The organism is Klebsiella sp. WP4-W18-ESBL-05 (assembly GCF_014169075.1).
Classification (GTDB): domain Bacteria; phylum Pseudomonadota; class Gammaproteobacteria; order Enterobacterales; family Enterobacteriaceae; genus Kluyvera; species Kluyvera ascorbata_B.
In genome coordinates this window covers 1,275,385-1,294,277 of record NZ_AP022057.1, presented here as the reverse complement: position 1 = coordinate 1,294,277, position 18,893 = coordinate 1,275,385, and the positions used below count along the sequence as shown (strand labels likewise).

The 18,893-nt window shown below is 57.7% G+C and carries 17 protein-coding genes and 1 tRNA gene; 10 read left to right on the top strand and 8 right to left on the bottom strand.

Features of this window, described 5'->3' with window-relative positions; translation table 11 throughout:
• Positions 1-116 precede the first annotated feature (116 nt).
• Positions 117-2,318, bottom strand: a complete 2,202-nt coding sequence (locus tag H7R58_RS06170) for a TonB-dependent receptor (protein WP_413774318.1) — start codon at positions 2,316-2,318, stop codon at positions 117-119.
• A 245-nt stretch (positions 2,319-2,563) separates the two neighbouring features.
• On the opposite strand from H7R58_RS06170, the gene H7R58_RS06165 reads away from it, so the two are divergent.
• Entirely contained in the window at positions 2,564-3,406 is an 843-nt protein-coding gene (locus H7R58_RS06165) for a DMT family transporter (protein ID WP_182929358.1), read from the top strand.
• Here the strand turns inward: H7R58_RS06165 and H7R58_RS06160 are convergent.
• Positions 3,362-4,276: a LysR family transcriptional regulator gene (locus tag H7R58_RS06160; RefSeq protein WP_106924761.1), complete on the bottom strand. Its 915-nt coding sequence runs from the start codon at positions 4,274-4,276 to the stop codon at positions 3,362-3,364. The two genes, H7R58_RS06165 and H7R58_RS06160, sit on opposite strands and share 45 nt — an antisense overlap.
• Positions 4,277-4,416: 140 nt before the next feature.
• On the opposite strand from H7R58_RS06160, the gene H7R58_RS06155 reads away from it, so the two are divergent.
• Entirely contained in the window at positions 4,417-5,727 is a 1,311-nt protein-coding gene (locus tag H7R58_RS06155; protein ID WP_182929359.1) for a serine hydrolase domain-containing protein, read from the top strand.
• A gap of 71 nt (positions 5,728-5,798) precedes the next feature.
• Here the strand turns inward: H7R58_RS06155 and sbmC are convergent, their stop codons facing one another.
• Positions 5,799-6,269 (bottom strand): DNA gyrase inhibitor SbmC, encoded by a 471-nt coding sequence (gene sbmC / locus H7R58_RS06150; protein WP_182929360.1) that lies wholly within the window; start codon positions 6,267-6,269, stop codon positions 5,799-5,801.
• Positions 6,270-6,405: 136 nt separating this feature from the next.
• Positions 6,406-6,482, bottom strand: a tRNA-Arg gene (locus tag H7R58_RS06145).
• 250 nt (positions 6,483-6,732) lie between these two features.
• On the opposite strand from H7R58_RS06145, the gene folD reads away from it, so the two are divergent.
• Both folD and ybcJ read left to right on the top strand, forming a co-directional pair.
• Positions 6,733-7,599 (top strand): bifunctional methylenetetrahydrofolate dehydrogenase/methenyltetrahydrofolate cyclohydrolase FolD, encoded by an 867-nt coding sequence (folD, locus tag H7R58_RS06140; RefSeq protein ID WP_182929361.1) that lies wholly within the window; start codon positions 6,733-6,735, stop codon positions 7,597-7,599.
• A gap of 1 nt (position 7,600) precedes the next feature.
• The gene (ybcJ, locus tag H7R58_RS06135) at positions 7,601-7,813 is read left to right on the top strand and encodes a ribosome-associated protein YbcJ (RefSeq protein WP_106930499.1); all 213 of its coding nucleotides are present in this window, start codon (positions 7,601-7,603) and stop codon (positions 7,811-7,813) included.
• 243 nt (positions 7,814-8,056) lie between these two features.
• On the opposite strand, the gene cysS is transcribed toward ybcJ, so the two are convergent.
• Positions 8,057-9,442, bottom strand: coding sequence for a cysteine--tRNA ligase (cysS, locus tag H7R58_RS06130; protein WP_106930501.1), 1,386 nt, complete (start codon positions 9,440-9,442; stop codon positions 8,057-8,059).
• Positions 9,443-9,627: 185 nt separating this feature from the next.
• On the opposite strand from cysS, the gene ppiB reads away from it, so the two are divergent.
• The 5 genes from ppiB to mnmH all read left to right on the top strand — a co-directional run bounded on the left by ppiB (position 9,628) and on the right by mnmH (position 13,731).
• Entirely contained in the window at positions 9,628-10,122 is a 495-nt protein-coding gene (gene ppiB / locus H7R58_RS06125) for a peptidylprolyl isomerase B (protein ID WP_106930503.1), read from the top strand.
• 3 nt (positions 10,123-10,125) lie between these two features.
• Complete coding sequence (gene lpxH, locus H7R58_RS06120; protein WP_106930505.1) at positions 10,126-10,848, top strand: UDP-2,3-diacylglucosamine diphosphatase; 723 nt, start codon at positions 10,126-10,128, stop codon at positions 10,846-10,848.
• 117 nt (positions 10,849-10,965) lie between these two features.
• The gene (gene purE, locus H7R58_RS06115) at positions 10,966-11,475 is read left to right on the top strand and encodes a 5-(carboxyamino)imidazole ribonucleotide mutase (protein ID WP_106930507.1); all 510 of its coding nucleotides are present in this window, start codon (positions 10,966-10,968) and stop codon (positions 11,473-11,475) included.
• The gene (purK, locus tag H7R58_RS06110; protein ID WP_182929362.1) at positions 11,472-12,539 is read left to right on the top strand and encodes a 5-(carboxyamino)imidazole ribonucleotide synthase; all 1,068 of its coding nucleotides are present in this window, start codon (positions 11,472-11,474) and stop codon (positions 12,537-12,539) included. Before purE ends, purK begins: the two co-directional genes overlap by 4 nt.
• A 106-nt stretch (positions 12,540-12,645) precedes the next feature.
• Positions 12,646-13,731 (top strand): tRNA 2-selenouridine(34) synthase MnmH, encoded by a 1,086-nt coding sequence (gene mnmH / locus H7R58_RS06105; RefSeq protein WP_182929363.1) that lies wholly within the window; start codon positions 12,646-12,648, stop codon positions 13,729-13,731.
• A gap of 39 nt (positions 13,732-13,770) precedes the next feature.
• On the opposite strand, the gene H7R58_RS06100 is transcribed toward mnmH, so the two are convergent.
• The 3 genes from H7R58_RS06100 to ybbA form a co-directional block, all read right to left on the bottom strand.
• Complete coding sequence (locus H7R58_RS06100) at positions 13,771-14,913, bottom strand: porin (RefSeq protein WP_106930513.1); 1,143 nt, start codon at positions 14,911-14,913, stop codon at positions 13,771-13,773.
• Positions 14,914-15,183: 270 nt separating this feature from the next.
• A complete protein-coding gene (ybbP, locus tag H7R58_RS06095) occupies positions 15,184-17,598 on the bottom strand; it encodes a putative ABC transporter permease subunit YbbP (protein ID WP_182929364.1) in 2,415 nt (804 codons plus the stop codon).
• Entirely contained in the window at positions 17,595-18,281 is a 687-nt protein-coding gene (ybbA, locus tag H7R58_RS06090; RefSeq protein WP_106930517.1) for a putative ABC transporter ATP-binding protein YbbA, read from the bottom strand. Before ybbA ends, ybbP begins: the two co-directional genes overlap by 4 nt.
• On the opposite strand from ybbA, the gene tesA reads away from it, so the two are divergent.
• Positions 18,249-18,881, top strand: coding sequence for a multifunctional acyl-CoA thioesterase I/protease I/lysophospholipase L1 (gene tesA, locus H7R58_RS06085; RefSeq protein ID WP_146145742.1), 633 nt, complete (start codon positions 18,249-18,251; stop codon positions 18,879-18,881). The genes ybbA and tesA overlap by 33 nt on opposite strands.
• The last annotated feature ends 12 nt before the right edge of the window (positions 18,882-18,893 follow it).

Sequence of the window (18,893 nt, the reverse complement as noted above, 5' to 3'; positions counted from 1 at the left end):
GGCACCTTTTAACACTTAGCGCGGCTTGCCGCAAGGCAATCAGTACCCGGACGACGGAAACAAAAAGCCCCGGAAGGACGAGCGTTCCGGGGCAATAACCTTATTTTTGCAATGACTTAGAAGTCGTAGCTGACTGCGACTTTCAGCGTACGCGGCTCCCCCTGATAGAGGTAAACACCGGTATCGTCGACCCCGGACCAGTATTTTTCATTGGTCACGTTGGTCACACCCACGCGCCACACCAAATCGTTTTGTTCCTGGTTGAGGTGCATGCGATAGCGCATCCCTAAATCCAGCGTAGTGTAGCTGTCGAGTTTTTTGGTGTTGGCACTATCAGCATACTGAGAACCGGTATAGTTGACGCGCGCGGTGGCCGTCAGACCGTCAACCGGTTTAATGTCATACTCTGCACCCAGCACCGCATAGAAGCGGGACACGCCGATCGCATCGTTGCCATCGTTCAGGCCGCCTTTGGTTTTGGTCATTTCAGGATCGATCCACAGCGTACTGCCGTTCAGGCGCAGGCCGAGTACCGGCTCGCCGAAGACGTTCAGCTCAAGGCCCCGGTTGCGCTGTTCACCATCCATGCGGTAGTAGCCGTCGTTATCCAGAACCCCGGACGGTTTGGTAATCTGGAACAGCGACAGCGACCCGCCGACGCGGGCGTAGTCAATCTTAACGCCCACTTCATCCTGTTTGGAGTGCGCGATCCCAATGCTCTGACCATAGTTTTTTGCCGTTTTCGGCGCATTGTCCGCCGGCTGAAGGGCTTCCGTGTGGTTGGCATACAGCGACACCGTTTGCCACGGCTTGTAGACCAGGCCAAAAGTGGGCATCCAGCGACTTTCGGTAAAGCTGGAGGTGGTGGTCTCCAGGCCCGTCTCGTTGCTGTAGTTACGAATCACCACCTTCTGATTGCGCGCCGCGGCGGTAAATAGCAGCGTATCGTCAAAGAATCCGACGGTATCGCTGAACAGCCAGCCCTGAGTACGGTTACGCGCAGTCACCAGCGGATCGTGATAGTTACCGCCCACCGATGCGTACGCTGGCATGCTCACATCATGGTTGTTGTAAATATTAACGACCGGGTTGGCTTTACTGTTCGACATACGCCAGGCGGTGGCATCGCTGCGGATCTGCGCGGAATAGCCAACGTTAACATTGTGTGACACCACGCCAGTGTTAAAGCGACCGCGAATGCCCCCCATACCACTGAAGCTATCGATAATACGGTTAGTATCCAGACGCCCGATGGTAGCATCGCCGTTGATGTTGGTCAGTTTCGGTGCGCCATAGATCCCCTGCTCGTGCGCATGCTGCGCGCCTAACCCCGCGTAGGTAGTCCAGCTGTCGTTCAGATCGTATTCCGCTTTGGCCATACCGAATTCATTTTCGATATCGCTGTAGCCCCACTTCTGTCCGGTATTTTTGCCGTTGTCCGGGACTTTCGGCACTTCGCTAATCGCCGCGAAGCCTATGCCCATCTCACCGCCGTGGAAGGTCTTTTTCTGGTAGCCAAAATCGAAGGATGAACGGAAGCGATCGCCACGGTAATCCAGACCCAACGAGGCCAGCGTAGTGCGGCGATTATCGTTATCGATACGGCCTTCCCCTTCACGGTGCAGCACGTTGACGCGCACGCCGAACTGATTGTCATCACCGAAGCGACGGCCAACATCCAGCGAACCACCCACCTGAGAATCGCTGGTGTAATCCACGCCAATACGCGTCGTTGGGATATCTTCAGCGCGTTTCGGTTCAAGGTTAATCATGCCGCCCACGCCGGAACTTGCCGCGCCGTTCACCAGCGCATTCGCCCCTTTGAAGACCTCAATACGCTCCAGCATTTGAGTATCCACTACCTGACGTGGCACTACGCCAGGGAGACCGCCCATGGTCATGTCGTCGCCGTCGAGCTTAAAGCCGCGGATGCGATAGGTTTCAGCAAAGTTGCCGTAGCCTTGTACTGCCTGTACGCCAGCGTCGTTTTTCACCACATCAGCGATGGTTTTCGCCTGCTGATCCTGCACCAGCTTCGAGGTATAGCCGATAACGTTGAACGGGACGTCCATCGCTTTCTGCTCGCCCAGCATCCCCACGCGCCCACCATGAGCCACCTGCCCATCAAGGTAGGCGGGCACCAGTTGTTCACCACCGGCCTTAAAGTCGCCGCCATCGACGCCCTGAACAATCATCGTTTCAGGCTGTTTTTTGGCCGTTGCCGCATCATCAGCCTGTGCGGCGGGCATGACGGCGCTTATCGCCAGAGCCAGCGCGGAGAGTTTGGTTTTCATAGAAGCATTCCCGGAATCAAAAATCACCGATGGCGACAGCAGGTTTAGCGTGATCTCATGCTTCAGCGCCCCCGTAAGCTACCCTCATCGATTGCCGGGTTTGCCGCACCATACCGGTGAATAAAAAAGAGAACGAGAACTATACTCATTATCTTTACGTAATCAAGTGTCAATAGACGTGACTCAAAACAGGATGTCATCTAATAACGATGGCGCGACGTGCGACGGCTTCGTGCATAATCAGCGTACCGTTTGATGAGGAATTCTCCGTGCTCCCCAAGATTCTGCTCACCATGGCCGCCTTTGCCGCCAACTCCCTGCTCTGTCGGCTGGCGCTAAAAGGTATGCATATGGACGCCGTCTCTTTCAGCGCCCTCCGCCTGATCAGCGGCGCGGTCGCGCTGCTGCTTTTTCTACGACTGCCCGGCATCCCCAAAAAACCAGAGTTCAATGGCCTGAACGCGGCGCTACTGGCCCTTTACGTTTTCGCCTTTTCACTGGCCTATCTGTCATTAACGACCGCCGCCGGCGCGTTGTTACTCTTCGGCACGGTGCAGTGCGTGATGACCGGCTGGGGGCTGATGCGTGGAGAACGGCTGACGTGGCTCAAAAGCGTGGGCATGCTGGGGGCAATGGCCGGGCTGGCGTTGCTGCTCTTGCCGGGCGCGGGTCATCCTTCCGGCGGGGCGGCGTTGCTGATGATGATCTCCGGCGCGGCCTGGGCGGCCTACTGTATTACCGGCAAAAAGGTCCAGAACGCGGCAGCGGCCACGGCAGGCAATTTTACGCTGGCCGTACCGATGGCGCTGGTCGCGCTCGTGCTGAGCGGCGTGCCCATCCACGCCGATGCGGCGGGGCTGCTGCTGGCCATCACGTCGGGGGCGCTGATGTCTGGCGGTGCCTACCTGCTATGGTATTCCATCCTACCGCGACTGAGCCCAACCACTGCCAGCACGCTCCAGTTGAGCGTTCCCTGCCTCGCGGCGCTGGGAGGCCTTATCTTGATGGGCGAAACGCTCGATACGCGGATGCTGGTGGCTATCGCACTGACCCTGTCCGGGATCGGGCTAGTGATTGCCGCCGACCGACGAGGCAGAGGCTTCACGCCATAGCGTGGGCAGATGAGCAAGCGCCTCTTCGATGATAGGGCGTTTATCGCTGCCGGGACGCCAGATGACCACCATCGTCTGGCTGATACCCTCGTTACCCACCACCGTAGGCACGACGGAGACTCCGGCCCATTGCGATGCATGAAAATGCGTGGGTAAAAATCCCCATCCGCATCCCGCCTCTATCAGACTGCGTACCATTTCCCGCTCATTGCTAAAAATCACGCTTCCCGCAATTTGCAGCCGACGGGACACCGGTATGTCGCTCGCCGGGTGCATCACGATCTGCGGAATAAGCGACAGGTCAAGCAGTGAACAGGGCAGTACTACATCGGCAAAACGCCTCTGCGAGGCGTAGAAATTCATCTCAACGCTGCCGAGCGCGCGCCACTCCATTTCATTACCAAGGCTGCGATTATGGGCCTGAAAAAAACCCAAATCGGCCTGCCCAGCTGCTAACGCGCTCTCCCCTTGCTCACGCGTCGTACAGGTCAGACTCAAGCGCACGTTGCGTTTGGCCATCTGCGCAATCAGTGCCCGCAGAAAGGCGCGCGGGGTGAAGGGATCGTACATGACCTCAAGCGACTGAACATCGGTGGCCGGTACCTGATGCGCAAACTGCTCAAATGCCCGCGCCTGGCGAATCAGCAGATGGGCCTGACGATGAAGCAGCTCGCCTTCAGGCGTAAGCTGCAGCGACCGTCCCTGACGAACAAACAGTTCATAGCCCAGACCATCCTCAAGAAGATCGATCAAATCGCGCAGCGTCGTGCGGTCTTTTCCGAGCCTGATAGCCGCCTTGACGAGGCTGCCATATTCGGCAACGGCGGTGAAGGCTTCAAGCTGGGCAAGTGAATACGACAATGACGGCACACCTCTCTCCTTAAGCTCTTATGGTGGGGTTTTCCCCCCATATTGCGTTTTTTATTATAGTCCGCCGATTTTTATACTGCATCCGTATCACCTCTCTGCGCGGTGACCTGTCTATGGGTATAACGAAAATCGAGAACGCTATGAATCAAAAACAAAAATCTTCACCTGCACAATATTGTCTGCTGGCCGGTCTGGTTGCCGGAGCCTTCTTTTGCGCCCCGGCCATGGCCGCCTGCGAAGGGACGGAATTAACCCGCTGCCCGGCACCGTTTGACGCTCAACTGCCGGATACGCAAAAGATGCTCACCTGGGATCAGGCCGAGCGCGTCATCGGCTTTCGTAACGATTATCGCAACTACGCGGGCGATGTTTTCCACCACGGTCATGCAACCCCCCTGCAAATGGCAAACCAACCGCTCACCCAAGCCACTTACCAGTTGAAGGGGCAAACATGGAATTTGCAGGATTACATTAAACGACAGAATGTGAGCGGCATGCTGGTCCTGAAAGACGGCAAGATAGCCTGGAAATATTTAGGCGAAGGCAATACGGATAGCACCCTGTGGACTTCGCGTTCAGTGGGCAAATCGGTGGTTTCAACGCTGGTTGGGGTTGCGCTGAAGGAAGGCAAAATTCATTCGTTGAACGATCTGGTCACACGGTATGAGCCTGACTTAAAGGGGACCGCCTGGGAGGGTGTCACTCTGAAGCAGCTGATTCAGCATACCTCCGGGGTCGCATGGAATGAGGATTACACCAATCCACAGTCTGATTTCGCTCAGTTGACGCAGTGCGAGACGCATCCAGGCACCTATGATTGCGTACGCAGGCTGGTCTCCGGGTTGAAGCGCGCGCATCCGGCGGGTGCAGTCTGGTCGTACTCATCCGGCGGTGCCTGGCTCCTGGGCGACGTGCTGGAACGTGCTACCGGTATGACGCTCGCGGCCTACCTTGAGAAAAGCATCTGGCAACCGTACGGTATGGCAAATGATGGCGTATGGCACGCTTATGCCAAAGGTCAGCACAACGTTGGCGCGCATGGCTTTAACGCTACGCTGGAAGACTGGGGACGCTTTGGTGAATTCGTGTTACACAACGGCCGTCTGCCTGACGGCAAACAGATACTGCCGGAAAACTGGGTCTCGGACTCCGCCGCCTGGACGACCGCAAAAGGCTCCGTTTCCGCCGCACATCCGCAGGGAATCTATGGCTACCAATGGTGGAACAATGAAGTTCCCGCTAATGCTCGCGACGTTGTTCCCGCGGCAAAAACGTCTCTCAAAGGCTCTATGTGGGCGCTGGGAATTTATGGGCAAATGATTATGGTAAACCGCGCGGAGAATCTGGTGATCGTTCAGTGGTCAACGTGGCCGCAGGCAGAACCGTCCTTCAGCGCTCAGCCGCTTGAGGCTTCGCTGATGTTCAGCGCGATCGCCCACGCGCTCCGTTAAGATCCCGACAACGGCGTATGTCCGCCAGCGCACTAAACGCCAGAGTCGCTCATGCGCTCTGGCGTTTTTTATTACGCCTTCGGCACTACCGCGACATACATTTCAATATCCCAGTAACCGTCTTGCGCACCGTTGTTCAGGTAAAGCTCAAAGCACGGTTTTGGCGCCATGGTATGCGCCTCATCTTGCGCCAGGCTATTAAAGAACTGATACCAGGGCGTAGAGAAGTCGTGATCGATAACGCGAGCGCGCGCCACCGCATACAGGCCGCCTTCAACCTCGGTCATCATCACGCCTTCGCTGTTTGGCGGAATAACAAAACCCTCAGGTACCGTGACGGCGGTATCACAGCGCAACTTCTCCGGCGGGACGTCGTCGGGATTATCGTAGTAAACCGCCAGCCACTCTTGTGCGGGGATCTGTTTACCTTCGACCCACATCATCAGTTGCTCAAAGCCTTGTTTAACCGTCTGCTCCCAGGGGCCAACCATATGAAAACCGGCAATTTTACGTGCTGCAGCCTGCTTCACTTCGTATTCCATACCGCCTCCGTTAAGACACTGTAATTACATACAGTATAATCACTGTTTTCGGATACAGACAATCACACAGCGAACAATATGTGAGCAAATTCGCACTCTTGCCAATACGCATAGGAGGGAAGCAAAAAAGGATAAATGGCGCGCCCTGCAGGATTCGAACCTGCGACCCACGACTTAGAAGGTCGTTGCTCTATCCAACTGAGCTAAGGGCGCACTGAGAAGTGGACACTTCGAGGGGGTGAAACGCGTGGAATTATACGGTCACAGTCCGATGAGTCAATCCATTTTCTAACGAAACCTGCGCCGCCAGCGACGATGGACAAAGTACGACCAACTATCGCTCAAGTCTTCAACAAAACGACTTTCCGATGAAAACTCGCAAACGATACCTGACAGCAAGCCTCGCATCTGACAAAATATGTGCATCCCCCCTTCGTATATGACAGATGGAAAAGTTTCCCTGATGGCAGCAAAGATTATTGACGGTAAAACGATTGCGCAGCAGGTGCGCTCTGAGGTTGCGGAAAAAGTGAAGGCGCGCGTTGCCGCAGGAAAACGCGCCCCTGGGCTCGCCGTTGTGCTGGTTGGCAGCAACCCGGCTTCGCAAATTTATGTCGGCAGCAAGCGCAAAGCCTGCGAAGAGGTGGGGTTCGTCTCCCGCTCTTACGATCTGCCGGAAACCACGTCCGAAGCTGAGCTGCTGGCGCTGATTGATACCCTGAACGCCGACGCCACTATCGATGGCATCCTGGTGCAGCTTCCGCTGCCTGCGGGCATTGATAACGTGAAAGTCCTCGAGCGCATTGCGCCGGACAAAGACGTCGATGGCTTCCATCCGTACAACGTTGGCCGCCTGTGCCAGCGCGCGCCGCGCCTGCGCCCGTGCACCCCGCGCGGTATCGTGACGCTGCTGGAGCGCTATAACATCGACACCTACGGCCTCAACGCGGTCGTGATCGGCGCGTCCAATATCGTCGGTCGCCCGATGAGCATGGAGCTGCTGCTGGCTGGCTGCACCACGACCGTCACCCACCGCTTCACCAAAAACCTGCGCCATCACGTCGAGCACGCCGATCTGCTGATCGTCGCGGTCGGCAAGCCGGGCTTTATTCCGGGTGAATGGATTAAAGAAGGCGCAATCGTCATTGATGTCGGGATTAATCGTCTCGAAAGCGGTAAAGTTGTCGGCGACGTGGTGTTTGAAGATGCCGCCGCGCGCGCATCCTACATCACCCCGGTACCGGGCGGCGTCGGTCCAATGACCGTTGCCACCCTGATTGAAAACACCTTACAAGCTTGTGAAGAGTATCACGACGTGGAGAAGGCATAAGATGGCAACATTTTCTTTGGGTAAGCATCCGCATGTGGAACTCTGTGACTTACTGAAGCTGGAAGGCTGGAGCGAAAGCGGCGCACAGGCGAAAATCGCCATCGCCGACGGTCTGGTCAAAGTGGACGGAGCGGTCGAAACCCGCAAACGCTGCAAAATTATCGCCGGTCAAACGGTGAGTTTTGAAGGCCAGAGCATCACCGTTACCGCATAATCCCGCCAGTCTCCCGGCCGAGCGCTGCAACGCCGGGTTTATTTCTCTCCCCCCATTCAGACTCTCCCCTGCTTCGCGCAGCGGTACTCCCCTGCACGTTATCGATGAAATAGCCGCCCTTTGCGCGTTCGCACGCCTTACGGGGAGTGGATGGTGATATCAGAGGAATATGGTGGAGTCGTGGAGGGGGGAGCATGAAGCACGGCCCCACCGCACGCTATTCGCGCGGCGGGGCCGACCAGATTACTTACGGCGCCAGGTGGTGCCCTGCGGGCCATCTTCCAGCACGATGCCCATCTCGTTGAGACGGTCACGCGCGGCATCGGCCGCCGCCCAGTCCTTCGCCTTACGCGCATCCAGACGCTGCTGAATTAACGCTTCAATTTCCGCAACTTCACCGTCGTCAGCCTGCGCACCGCTTTGCAGGAAGGCTTCCGGTTCCTGCTCCAGCAGCCCCAGCACAGAGGCGAGCTTACGCATATGCGACGCCAGCGCGTTGGCCGCATGCGCATCTTCCGTTTTCAGGCGGTTTACTTCACGCGCCATATCAAACAGGACGGAATAGGCTTCCGGCGTGTTGAAATCGTCGTCCATGGCTTCAATAAAGCGTGCTTCAAACGCCTCGCCGCCCGCCGCTGCGACGGATTTATCGGTGCCGCGCAGAGCGGTGTACAGACGTTCCAGCGCCGAACGCGCCTGCTTCAGGTTCTCTTCGCTGTAGTTCAGCTGACTACGGTAGTGACCGGACATCAGGAAGTAGCGAATCGTCTCCGCATCGTAGTACTTCAGCACGTCGCGCACGGTAAAGAAGTTGCCCAGCGATTTGGACATTTTCTCACGATCAACCATCACCATACCGGAGTGCATCCAGTAGTTGACGTACTCGCCGTCGTGCGCACAGGTAGACTGGGCAATTTCGTTTTCATGGTGCGGGAACATCAGATCAGAGCCGCCGCCGTGAATATCGAAATGGTTGCCCAACTGCTTGCAGTTCATGGCCGAACATTCAATGTGCCAGCCCGGACGCCCAGCGCCCCACGGCGATGGCCAGCTCGGCTCACCCTCTTTAGACATTTTCCACAGCACGAAGTCCATCGGGTTGCGCTTCACGTCAACCACGTCAACGCGCGCGCCCGCCTGAAGCTGGTCCAGATCCTGACGCGACAGCTTGCCGTAGTTGGGATCGGTGGGCACCGAGAACATCACATCGCCGTTATCCGCCACGTAGGCGTGGCCTTTGGCGATCAGCTGTTCGGTGATTTCAATAATCTCGTGAATGTGGTGGGTCGCACGTGGCTCCTGATCCGGACGCAGAATGTTCAGCGCGTCGAAGTCTTTGTGCATTTCGGCAATCATGCGATCCACCAGCGCAACAAAGCTTTCGCCGTTTTCATTGGCACGTTTGATAATTTTGTCGTCAATATCGGTGATGTTACGCACATACTTCAGCTTATAACCGAGGAAACGCAGGTAACGCGCGACGACGTCGAAGGAGACGAAGGTGCGGCCATGGCCGATATGACAGAGATCGTAAACGGTGATACCACACACGTACATGCCGACTTCACCGGCGTGAATAGGCTTAAATTCCTCTTTTTGGCGGGTCATTGTATTGAAGATTTTTAGCATCGAGAATTCCATGTTTACGTGTGTGAACCGGGCATACGCCTGAAACGGTATATTCTACCCGTAATTCAACCCGGAAGCAGCACACAATGCAAGGTGATCGATGTCCCGGCTTATGCTATAACAGACGCCTATATGCCGCCCACCGTCGGGCGAAAGCACCACAATAAACGGAACAGGATGCAGAAATGGTTACTTTCCACACTAATCACGGCGACATCGTTATCAAAACTTTCGACGACAAAGCGCCGGAAACAGTTAAAAACTTCCTGGATTACTGCCGCGAAGGTTTCTACGACAACACCATCTTCCACCGTGTTATCAACGGATTCATGATTCAGGGCGGCGGCTTCGAGCCGGGCATGAAGCAGAAAACCACCAAAGAAGCGATCAAGAACGAAGCGAACAACGGTCTGAAAAACACCCGTGGTACGCTGGCCATGGCGCGTACTCAGGCTCCGCACTCCGCCACCGCCCAGTTCTTCATTAACGTTGCCGACAACGACTTCCTGAACTTCTCCGGCGAAAGCCTGCAGGGTTGGGGCTACTGCGTGTTTGCTGAAGTGGTTGAAGGTATGGACGTTGTTGACAAGATCAAAGGCGTTTCCACCGGCCGCAGCGGTATGCATCAGGACGTTCCGAAAGAAGACGTTGTGATCACCAGCGTGACCGTCAGCGAGTAATTAGTGGCGACACTTTTTATCGCAGATTTGCACCTGCAAACAGAAGAACCGGCGATTACCGCCGGTTTTCTGCGTTTTTTACGCGGTGAAGCTCGCCAGGCCGACGCACTGTATATCTTAGGCGACCTGTTCGAGGCGTGGATTGGCGATGACGATCCGAATCCGCTGCACCGTGAAATGGCTGCGGCCATTAAATCGCTGGTTGACGCTGGCGTACCCTGTTTCTTTATTCACGGCAATCGTGACTTCCTGATAGGCAAACGCTTTGCCCGCGAGAGCGGTATGCTGCTGCTGCCCGAAGAACAGGTGCTCGATCTCTATGGCCGCCGGCTGCTGATTATGCACGGCGACACGCTTTGTACCGACGATCCCGGCTATCTGGCCTTCCGCGCAAAAGTACATACTCCTTGGATTCAAAGGCTGTTCCTCGCCCTGCCGCTGTTTATTCGCCGCCGTATTGCGCAGAAAATGCGTCACGACAGCAAAGCCGCCAATAGCCACAAGTCGATGGACATCATGGATGTAAACCAGAATGCCGTCGTCGCGGTGATGGAAAAACATCAGGTGCAGTGGCTGATTCACGGTCATACGCATCGTCCGGCTATCCATGAGCTCAACGCCAACGGCGCGCTGGCGCACCGCGTGGTGCTCGGAGCATGGCACAGCAACGGCTCGATGGTCAAAGTGACCCAGGACGACGTTGAGCTGATTCCTTTCGCGTTTTAAATTTCCGTCTGAATACGCCATTTCACGGCGACGCAACCGTTTTCCTTGCCCATTTTCCGTGGTATTCTCTGTGGCCTCTAAGTCGTGTGCAGCACACCCACAGGAGTTTTCAGACGCATGTCTTCCCGCAATAATCCGGCACGTATCGCCATCGTGATGGGGTCCAAAAGCGACTGGGCTACCATGCAGTTCGCCGCAGAAATCCTCGATATTCTGAATGTTCCTCACCATGTTGAAGTGGTTTCCGCCCACCGCACGCCCGATAAGCTGTTCAGTTTTGCCGAAACGGCGGAAGAGAACGGCTACCAGGTGATTATTGCCGGAGCCGGCGGTGCAGCGCACTTACCCGGAATGATTGCCGCCAAAACGCTGGTACCGGTGCTGGGCGTGCCGGTACAGAGCGCGGCATTAAGCGGCGTCGATAGTCTCTACTCTATCGTACAGATGCCGCGCGGGATCCCGGTAGGGACGCTGGCGATTGGTAAAGCCGGCGCCGCCAACGCCGCGCTGCTGGCCGCACAGATTCTGGCTCAGCACGATGCGCAATTGCATCAGCGTCTGGCCGAGTGGCGCCAAGCACAAACCGATGACGTTCTGGAAAACCCGGACCCGCGAGGTGCCGCATGAAGCAGGTCTGCGTACTGGGCAACGGCCAGCTTGGCCGTATGCTGCGTCAGGCCGGTGAACCGCTGGGCATTGCCGTCTGGCCGGTAGGACTAGAAGCTGACCCGGCCGCCGTGCCGTTCCAGCAGAGCGTGATTACCGCTGAAATTGAACGCTGGCCGGAAACCGCCCTGACCCGCGAGCTGGCCGAGCATACCGCTTTTGTAAACCGCGACGTCTTCCCGATTATCGCCGACCGTCTGACGCAAAAGCAGCTCTTCGATAAGCTCGGCCTGGCCACCGCCCCGTGGCAACTGCTGGCCAGCGAGCAAGAGTGGCCGGCCGTATTTGACCGTCTGGGCGAGCTGGCGATCGTCAAGCGCCGCACCGGCGGCTACGACGGCCGCGGCCAGTGGCGCCTGCGCAAAGACGATACCGCGCAGCTGCCGGAAGAGTGCTATGGCGAATGCATCGTCGAGCAGGGGATTAATTTCTCCGGCGAAGTGTCGCTGGTGGGCGCCCGCGCGCGCGACGGCAGCACCGTATTTTATCCGTTGACCCACAACCTGCATCAGGACGGTATTCTGCGCATGAGCGTTGCCTTCCCGCAGGCCAATGCCCAACAGCAGGCGCAGGCAGAAGCCATGCTCAGCGCCATTATGCAAGCGCTGAACTACGTCGGCGTAATGGCCATGGAGTGTTTTATCACGCCGGGCGGGCTGCTGATTAACGAACTGGCGCCGCGCGTGCACAACAGCGGCCACTGGACGCAGAACGGCGCGTCGATTAGCCAGTTCGAACTGCACCTGCGCGCCATTACCGATCTGCCGCTGCCGCCGCCGGTGGTCAACAGCCCGTCGGTGATGGTTAACCTGATTGGTACCGATCTCAACTATGACTGGCTGAAGCTGCCGCTGGTGCATCTGCACTGGTACGACAAAGAGGTTCGCCCGGGTCGTAAAGTGGGCCACCTTAACCTCAGCGACAGCGACACCGGCCGCCTCAGCGCAACGCTGGAAGCGCTGGTTCCGCTGCTGCCAGGCGAATACGCCAGCGGCATTGCCTGGGCGCAAGCACGCCTGAAGTAAGCCTTTAGTGCCGGGGAAAGAATCTAACGCTTCCCCGGCCCCCTCCTTGAAGCGTAAAATCCTGCCCTAAACGCCATACCCCACTTTGCCAGAGAAGGATTGCCCCATGGAAAATGGGACGGATTACTGCGCCATTCTGCGCGCGGAAACGCCCATCATTGACGTTCGCGCCCCGGTTGAGTTTGCCCACGGCGCGGTGCCTGCAGCCGTGAACCTACCGTTGATGACCGATGATGAACGCGCAGCCGTCGGCACCTGCTATAAACGTCAAGGCGCGGAAGCCGCCCTCGCGCTCGGCCACAAACTGGTTGCCGGTGAGACGCGCCAGCGCCGCATCGACGCATGGCTGGCGGCCTGTCGACAGGCGCCGCAGGGCTATCTGTGCTGCGCGCGCGGCGGGCAGCGTTCGCATATTGTGCAAAGCTGGCTTAAAGACCAAGGCATTGATTACCCGCTGATCGTCGGCGGCTACAAGGCGCTGCGCCAGGCGGCAATGCAGGCGACGGAAGCACTGGTTCGTCATCCGATCGTGCTGATCGGCGGCTGTACCGGTAATGGCAAAACGCCGCTGGTTCGCCAGCAGCCTCAGGGCATCGACCTGGAAGGGTTAGCACACCATCGCGGTTCTTCATTCGGCCGGACCCTCAGCGCCCAGTTTTCCCAGGCTACCTTTGAGAACCATCTGGCGACGGCGCTGCTGAAGGGCGCACATCAGCGGGATCGCGTACGCTGGGTGCTGGAAGATGAAGGCCGAATGATTGGCGCAAATCATCTGCCGGAATGCCTGCGCGAGCGCATGGCGCAGTCGCCTATCGCCGTGGTCGAGGACCCGTTTGAGATCCGTCTTACACGTCTGCGCGAAGAGTATTTCACCCGCATGCACCGTGACTTTATCGCCACCTATGGCGAGGAAAAAGGCTGGCAGGAATACAGCGAATATCTGCATCACGGTCTGTACGCGATTCGTCGCCGCCTGGGGTTACAGCGCTTTGCCGAATTGACCGCGACGCTCGACGGTGCGCTCGCCGCGCAGCAACAAAGCGGCTCCACCGAGGCACACTTCGCCTGGCTGATTCCCCTGCTTGAAGAGTACTACGATCCGATGTACCGCTATCAACTGGAAAGAAAGACCGACAAGATTGTGTTTCGCGGGACAAGTCAAGAAGTGACCGAATGGCTTGGGGAAAACTGAAGGGTAAACCAAGGGCGGCAGAGCCGCCCTTGTTAACGATTAGAAATCGTAGCGCAGACGCACCAGGTTCATATCGCCCAGATCGTCGGTGCTGGAAGTAAACACGTGTTCGTAGTCCACGCGGAAACCGTAATCCAGCTGGAAGCTAATACCTACGCCATTATCCGTGCGCTGGTAGTTGCGACCATTCACGTATTCAATACGGTCACCCATAAAGTACGGTTGAATAGATTTAACCGCGTATTGACCCACCGGGATTTTGTAGCCCGCGAAGTATTCAATACCCCACGCGTCGCCCGCGAAGTAGTCGTGAACGTTCACTTTCTTGGTGGTCATGAAGTTCTGATACCAGCCGCCGCCCAGAGCAAATGTCCAGTTATCCGGGGTCCAGCTCAGTGCAGTGCCCACGATGTTCTGATCGTAGGTTTTACCGTCGGTATTCTGCGGGTTGTGCATATCCGCGCGGGTGTAGTTCCACGCCGTACCCCAGGTCAGGTCGTCGGTGATGTGGTAATCCACACCCAGTGAACCGCCGCCTTTACGTTTGTAAAGCAGGCCGTTGTTCGGGTTGTAGTCGTCGCTGAACAGGTAGGATGCATAAAGATCGACATCACCCACGGTTTTTTTGTATTTCAGTGATTTACGGGTACGGTAAGAACCATCGTAATCGCCGTTGATACCGTTACCTGGCGCCTGACCAATCATGTCATAGTCCCAGATATCGGTTTTCACGCCGACCACATCGTAATAAACGCTGTTCTGTTGACCGAAGGTCAGCGTACCCCAGGTGTTGCTTTTCAGACCGGTGTACAGCATACGACGGGTGGTGTTGTTCGCGCCGTCAGCGTAGTGGTTATCCCAGTCAAACAGCGCCGGAATGTTCACGCCCAGTTCGTAGTAGCTGACCCAGCTAATGTCATCGAACAGGTAGTAATCTGCTGCGAAGCGGAAACGGGTGCCGCCATCGAAGCCGTTACGCTTGTATGAGCCTTTATCACCATCACCGGTCATCATGTTGAACTGCGGACGAATACTCCCGCCCACGGTGAAATTAAGACGGCTAAGCGGGTTCCCGGCCTGCGGATCCTGCTTGAGCAGGGTAATTTCAGCCTGGGATGCGAAAGACGTTAACGCCACTGCTGCACCGATCGACAACGCCAGTGCTTTCATTTTTATAGTCATTATTTTTCCTTGATAGATTTATAGCCAACTATCTGGCTGATAAATATTATCGTCTATTAATAAAATCCACCTGGCTGATTTTTATTAAAATGTGCGATTTAGGTTTCCAGTTTTACCGAATGGTGCCATAAAACAGGCAAGATGATGAAAGGATGAATAATTTTGACGAGCAGCGATCGCTACGCATAGGCAGGGTACGGCGTTTATGCCGCCATCCAACAACGTGCAGCGTAGCGCCGTCCGGCGCTACGCAAGAGCAACGCCGTTAAACTAGCCGGAGAACTGGCGGAACAGCGCCCGCCCTTTCAACAGCCGCAGCCCTAAGCCACCGCCGCATAATGACAACAGCAGCGCGCCGCACAGCGGCAGGGCCAGCCACAGACGCCAGTCCGGCGACCACGGGAAGTCGAACACTTTCGTTTGCAGCATCGCCAGTGCCGTTTCGGCCCCGATGGCCGCCACCAGCCCGGAAATCGCGCCCAGCAGCGCAAATTCAGCCCACAGCGTTAGCCGCAGCAACGGTTTCCCGGCACCGAGGGTGCGATAAACGACCAGCTCCTGATGGCGCTGGCGCATTCCCACCTGCACCTGAGCCAGCAGCAGCAGCACACCGCAGGCGGTGACCAGCACCACCATCACTTCCAGCGCCCGACTCACCTGCGCCAGCACCTGGCCGACCTGTTTCAGGATTGCGCCGATATCCAGCAACGTAACCGTCGGGAACTCGCGGTTGAGCTGCGTTAGCAGCGTGTTACCGTGATCCCAGCGGAAGCTGGTTAGCCAGCTCTGCGGCTGACCATCGAGGGCGCCGTCGGGGAAGATAAAGAAGAAGTTCGGTCGCAGACTCTCCCAATCAACCTTGCGGATACTGCTCACCTTCGCGGTAAAGTCCTGAGTATCACCGGTAAAGGTTACGGTATCGCCGAGGCGGATATTCAATCGCTGCGCCAGCCCTTCTTCAATTGACACTTCCCCCGCTTTTGGCGGCCAGCTTCCTGCGACCAGCGGGTTGTGCGCCGGGCGCTGGTTTTGCCAGGTCAGGTTCAGCTCGCGGTTGAGCGACTCCTCCTTGTTGCCCTCGGTGCTTTGGCCGTTGATCTGCGTGAGCCGCGCGCGAACAATCGGGTAGAAGGCCGCCGGAATCACCTGATGTTCGGCAAGGAAGGTTTTCACCTCACTCACCTGCTCAGGCGCGATATTGATCAGAAAATAGTTCGGGCTTTCCGGCGGTAGCTGCTGCTGCCAGCGATCGAGCAGATCGCCGCGCAGCACCAGCAGTAGCGCCAGCAGCATGAACGACAGCGAGAACGCCGCCAGTTGACTCAGCGTAGACCACGGCTGGCGCAGCAGACGGTTGACCGCCAGGCGCAGCGGCAGCGCGCGTAGCGTCAGGCGCTTAAGCACCTTCAGCAGCAGCCAGCCCACCACGCCGCACAGCGCCGCCAGCACCACCGCACCGGCCAGCACCGACCACAGGAGTGGGCTTCCGCCCATCAGCCAGGCCAGCAGCAGCACGGTCACCGCGGTGACCAACGGCAGATAAATCTTCAGCGGCCAGACGTTGGCGACAATATCCTGGCGTAATACGCGCAGCGGCTGGGTCGCCAGCAGCAGCCGGTATGGTCGCAGCCCGACCAGCAGCGAAATGACCGTCATTGACCCCACCGCCCACAGCCATGGCCAGGCGCTGGCAGCGGGCAGCGCCGCCGGCAGCACCGGTTTGAGTAGCGTGAGCAGTATGGACTCAAATAGCAGCCCCATTGCCCCTCCGGCCAGCGCGGAGAGCATCAGCAGCAGCAGCCACTGACCGATAATCAACCGGCGTAGCTGTGCGCGCCCGGCCCCCAGCGTTTTAAGGATGGCCACCAGATCGTAGCGGCTGCGGCAGTAGTGCCCCATCGCCACCGCCACGGCGGCTACCGCCAGCAGCAGCGTTAGCAGCGCCGACAGCAGCAAAAACTGCTGGGACCGCTGGAGTGACTTACCCAGCGCGCCGTCGTCCTGATTTGGCCCCAGCCATCGGTGCTCGGGCTTCAGCTGCGGCAGCAGCCAGCTTTCATAGCTCCCTAACTGCTCGGCGGTGCCGGCAAACATGTAGCGCCAGCTCACCCGACTACCGGGCTGCACTGCGCCGGTTTTCGCGACGTCGGCCAGATTCATCATCAGGCGCGGCGCCATCTGGAACGGATTAAAGCCGCTATCCGGCTCCTGCACGACTTCTCCGGCAATGCGCAGCGTGGCATCGCCCACATCGAGGCTGTCACCCATTTTCAGATTCAGCAGCGCCAGCAAACGCGGTGCCAGCAGCACCGTGCCAGCCGCAGGTTTCAGGCCCGCAGGGGCCGTTTCCAGCGCGCCGTACAGCGGATAGCGATCGTCAACCGCCTTCACATCGGCCAGCTGTGGCGTATCCCCCGCCCAGGTCATGGTGGAGAAATGGATCTGTTCACCCACCGTCAGGCCGAGCGCACGAGCTTTCTCCAGCCACGCGAGCGGCACCTCCCGCGAGCTGCGCAGCACCCGGTCGCCGGCCATATATTCACGGCTTTGCTGATTGAGCCCTTTGTCCATGCGGTCGCTGATGCTGCCCAGCGCCAGCACGCAGGCCACCGCCAGGCTTAACGCCAGCCAGACAATCAGCAACGAAGGCGAACGCCACTCGCGCCAGAACCAGCGTAAAATCATGCTTCCTCCCGTAGCTGCCCGTCCACCAGCCGCAGACGGCGATCGCAGCGAGCCGCCAGCTGCGCGTCGTGGGTCACCAGAATCAGCGTAGTGCCGTGCTCGCGGTTAAGGGAGAACAGCAGATCGGCAATTTTATCGCCGGTCTGACGATCGAGGTTACCGGTCGGTTCATCGGCAAACAGCAAATCAGGACGGCCGTTAAACGCGCGGGCCAGCGCCACGCGCTGCTGTTCCCCCCCGGAAAGCTGCGCCGGAAGATGATGCAGACGCTTCCCAAGCCCCAGCTGTTCCAGCAGCGCTTTCGCGCCCTGACGGCTCTGGGCGTCGCTTTCGCCGCGCAGCAGCGCCGGCAGTTCGACGTTTTCTAACGCATTAAGGGTAGGAATCAACATAAAGGATTGAAACACGAAGCCAATGTGCTGAGCGCGCAGCCGCGCGCGCGCTTCTTCGTCCAGCTTGTCCAGCGGATGGCCGAGCAGCTTCACTTCACCGCTGCTGCCGTCGTCAAGCCCGGCGAGAATCGCCAACAGCGTCGACTTGCCGGAACCCGACTCACCAATTAAAGCAAGGGTTTGCGCCGGTTTGACAATCAGGTTAACTCCGGTAAGGATGGAAAGCTCATGCTCACCCTGACCGACGGATTTCTTCAGATGATGCACTTCAAGTACGTTTTCCGCTGGCATTTGCCTTTCCTGTTGTTGTTGCTGTTAAGCCTGCGCGCCGCGGCGGCGGACACACTGTTAGTGCTGGGCGACAGCCTGAGCGCGGGCTATCGCATGGCGGGCACCGCCGCCTGGCCTGCCTTGCTGAACGATAAGTGGCAGCCGAAAATCACGGTTATCAACGGCAGTATTAGCGGCGATACCGCGCAGCAAGGGCTGGCACGCCTGCCCGCGCTGCTTAAACAGCACCAGCCACGCTGGGTACTGGTTGAACTGGGCGGCAACGACGGCCTGCGCGGTTTTGCACCCCCACAAATCGAGCAAACGCTGCGCGCCGTACTGCAACAGGTGAAAGACGCGAACGTTCAGCCGCTGTTAATGCAAATTCGCCTGCCCGCAAACTACGGACGCCGCTATAATGAGGCGTTTAGCGCGGTCTATCCGAAGCTCGCCAGCGAATTCAATGTTCCACTGCTGCCCTTCTTTATGGAAGAGGTCTACCTTAAGCCGCAGTGGATGCAGGATGATGGCATTCATCCCAACCGTGACGCCCAGCCGTATATTGCCGACTGGATGGCGACACGTCTGGCCCCATTAGTTAATCACGACGTCGCAAAGTAAAGCGGCGTCTTC

Bases quoted from the DNA above. Each gene is read 5' to 3' on its own strand.
- H7R58_RS06155 (WP_182929359.1), top strand. From the start codon at position 4,417: ATGAATCAAAAACAAAAATCTTCACCTGCACAATATTGTCTGCTGGCC.
- sbmC (WP_182929360.1), bottom strand. From the start codon at position 6,269: ATGGAATACGAAGTGAAGCAGGCTGCAGCACGTAAAATTGCCGGTTTT.
- folD (WP_182929361.1), top strand. From the start codon at position 6,733: ATGGCAGCAAAGATTATTGACGGTAAAACGATTGCGCAGCAGGTGCGC.
- ybcJ (WP_106930499.1), top strand. From the start codon at position 7,601: ATGGCAACATTTTCTTTGGGTAAGCATCCGCATGTGGAACTCTGTGAC.
- cysS (WP_106930501.1), bottom strand. From the start codon at position 9,442: ATGCTAAAAATCTTCAATACAATGACCCGCCAAAAAGAGGAATTTAAG.
- ppiB (WP_106930503.1), top strand. From the start codon at position 9,628: ATGGTTACTTTCCACACTAATCACGGCGACATCGTTATCAAAACTTTC.
- purE (WP_106930507.1), top strand. From the start codon at position 10,966: ATGTCTTCCCGCAATAATCCGGCACGTATCGCCATCGTGATGGGGTCC.
- purK (WP_182929362.1), top strand. From the start codon at position 11,472: ATGAAGCAGGTCTGCGTACTGGGCAACGGCCAGCTTGGCCGTATGCTG.
- mnmH (WP_182929363.1), top strand. From the start codon at position 12,646: ATGGAAAATGGGACGGATTACTGCGCCATTCTGCGCGCGGAAACGCCC.
- H7R58_RS06100 (WP_106930513.1), bottom strand. From the start codon at position 14,913: ATGACTATAAAAATGAAAGCACTGGCGTTGTCGATCGGTGCAGCAGTG.
- ybbP (WP_182929364.1), bottom strand. From the start codon at position 17,598: ATGATTTTACGCTGGTTCTGGCGCGAGTGGCGTTCGCCTTCGTTGCTG.
- tesA (WP_146145742.1), top strand. From the start codon at position 18,249: ATGATGCACTTCAAGTACGTTTTCCGCTGGCATTTGCCTTTCCTGTTG.
- ybbA (WP_106930517.1), bottom strand. From the start codon at position 18,281: ATGCCAGCGGAAAACGTACTTGAAGTGCATCATCTGAAGAAATCCGTC.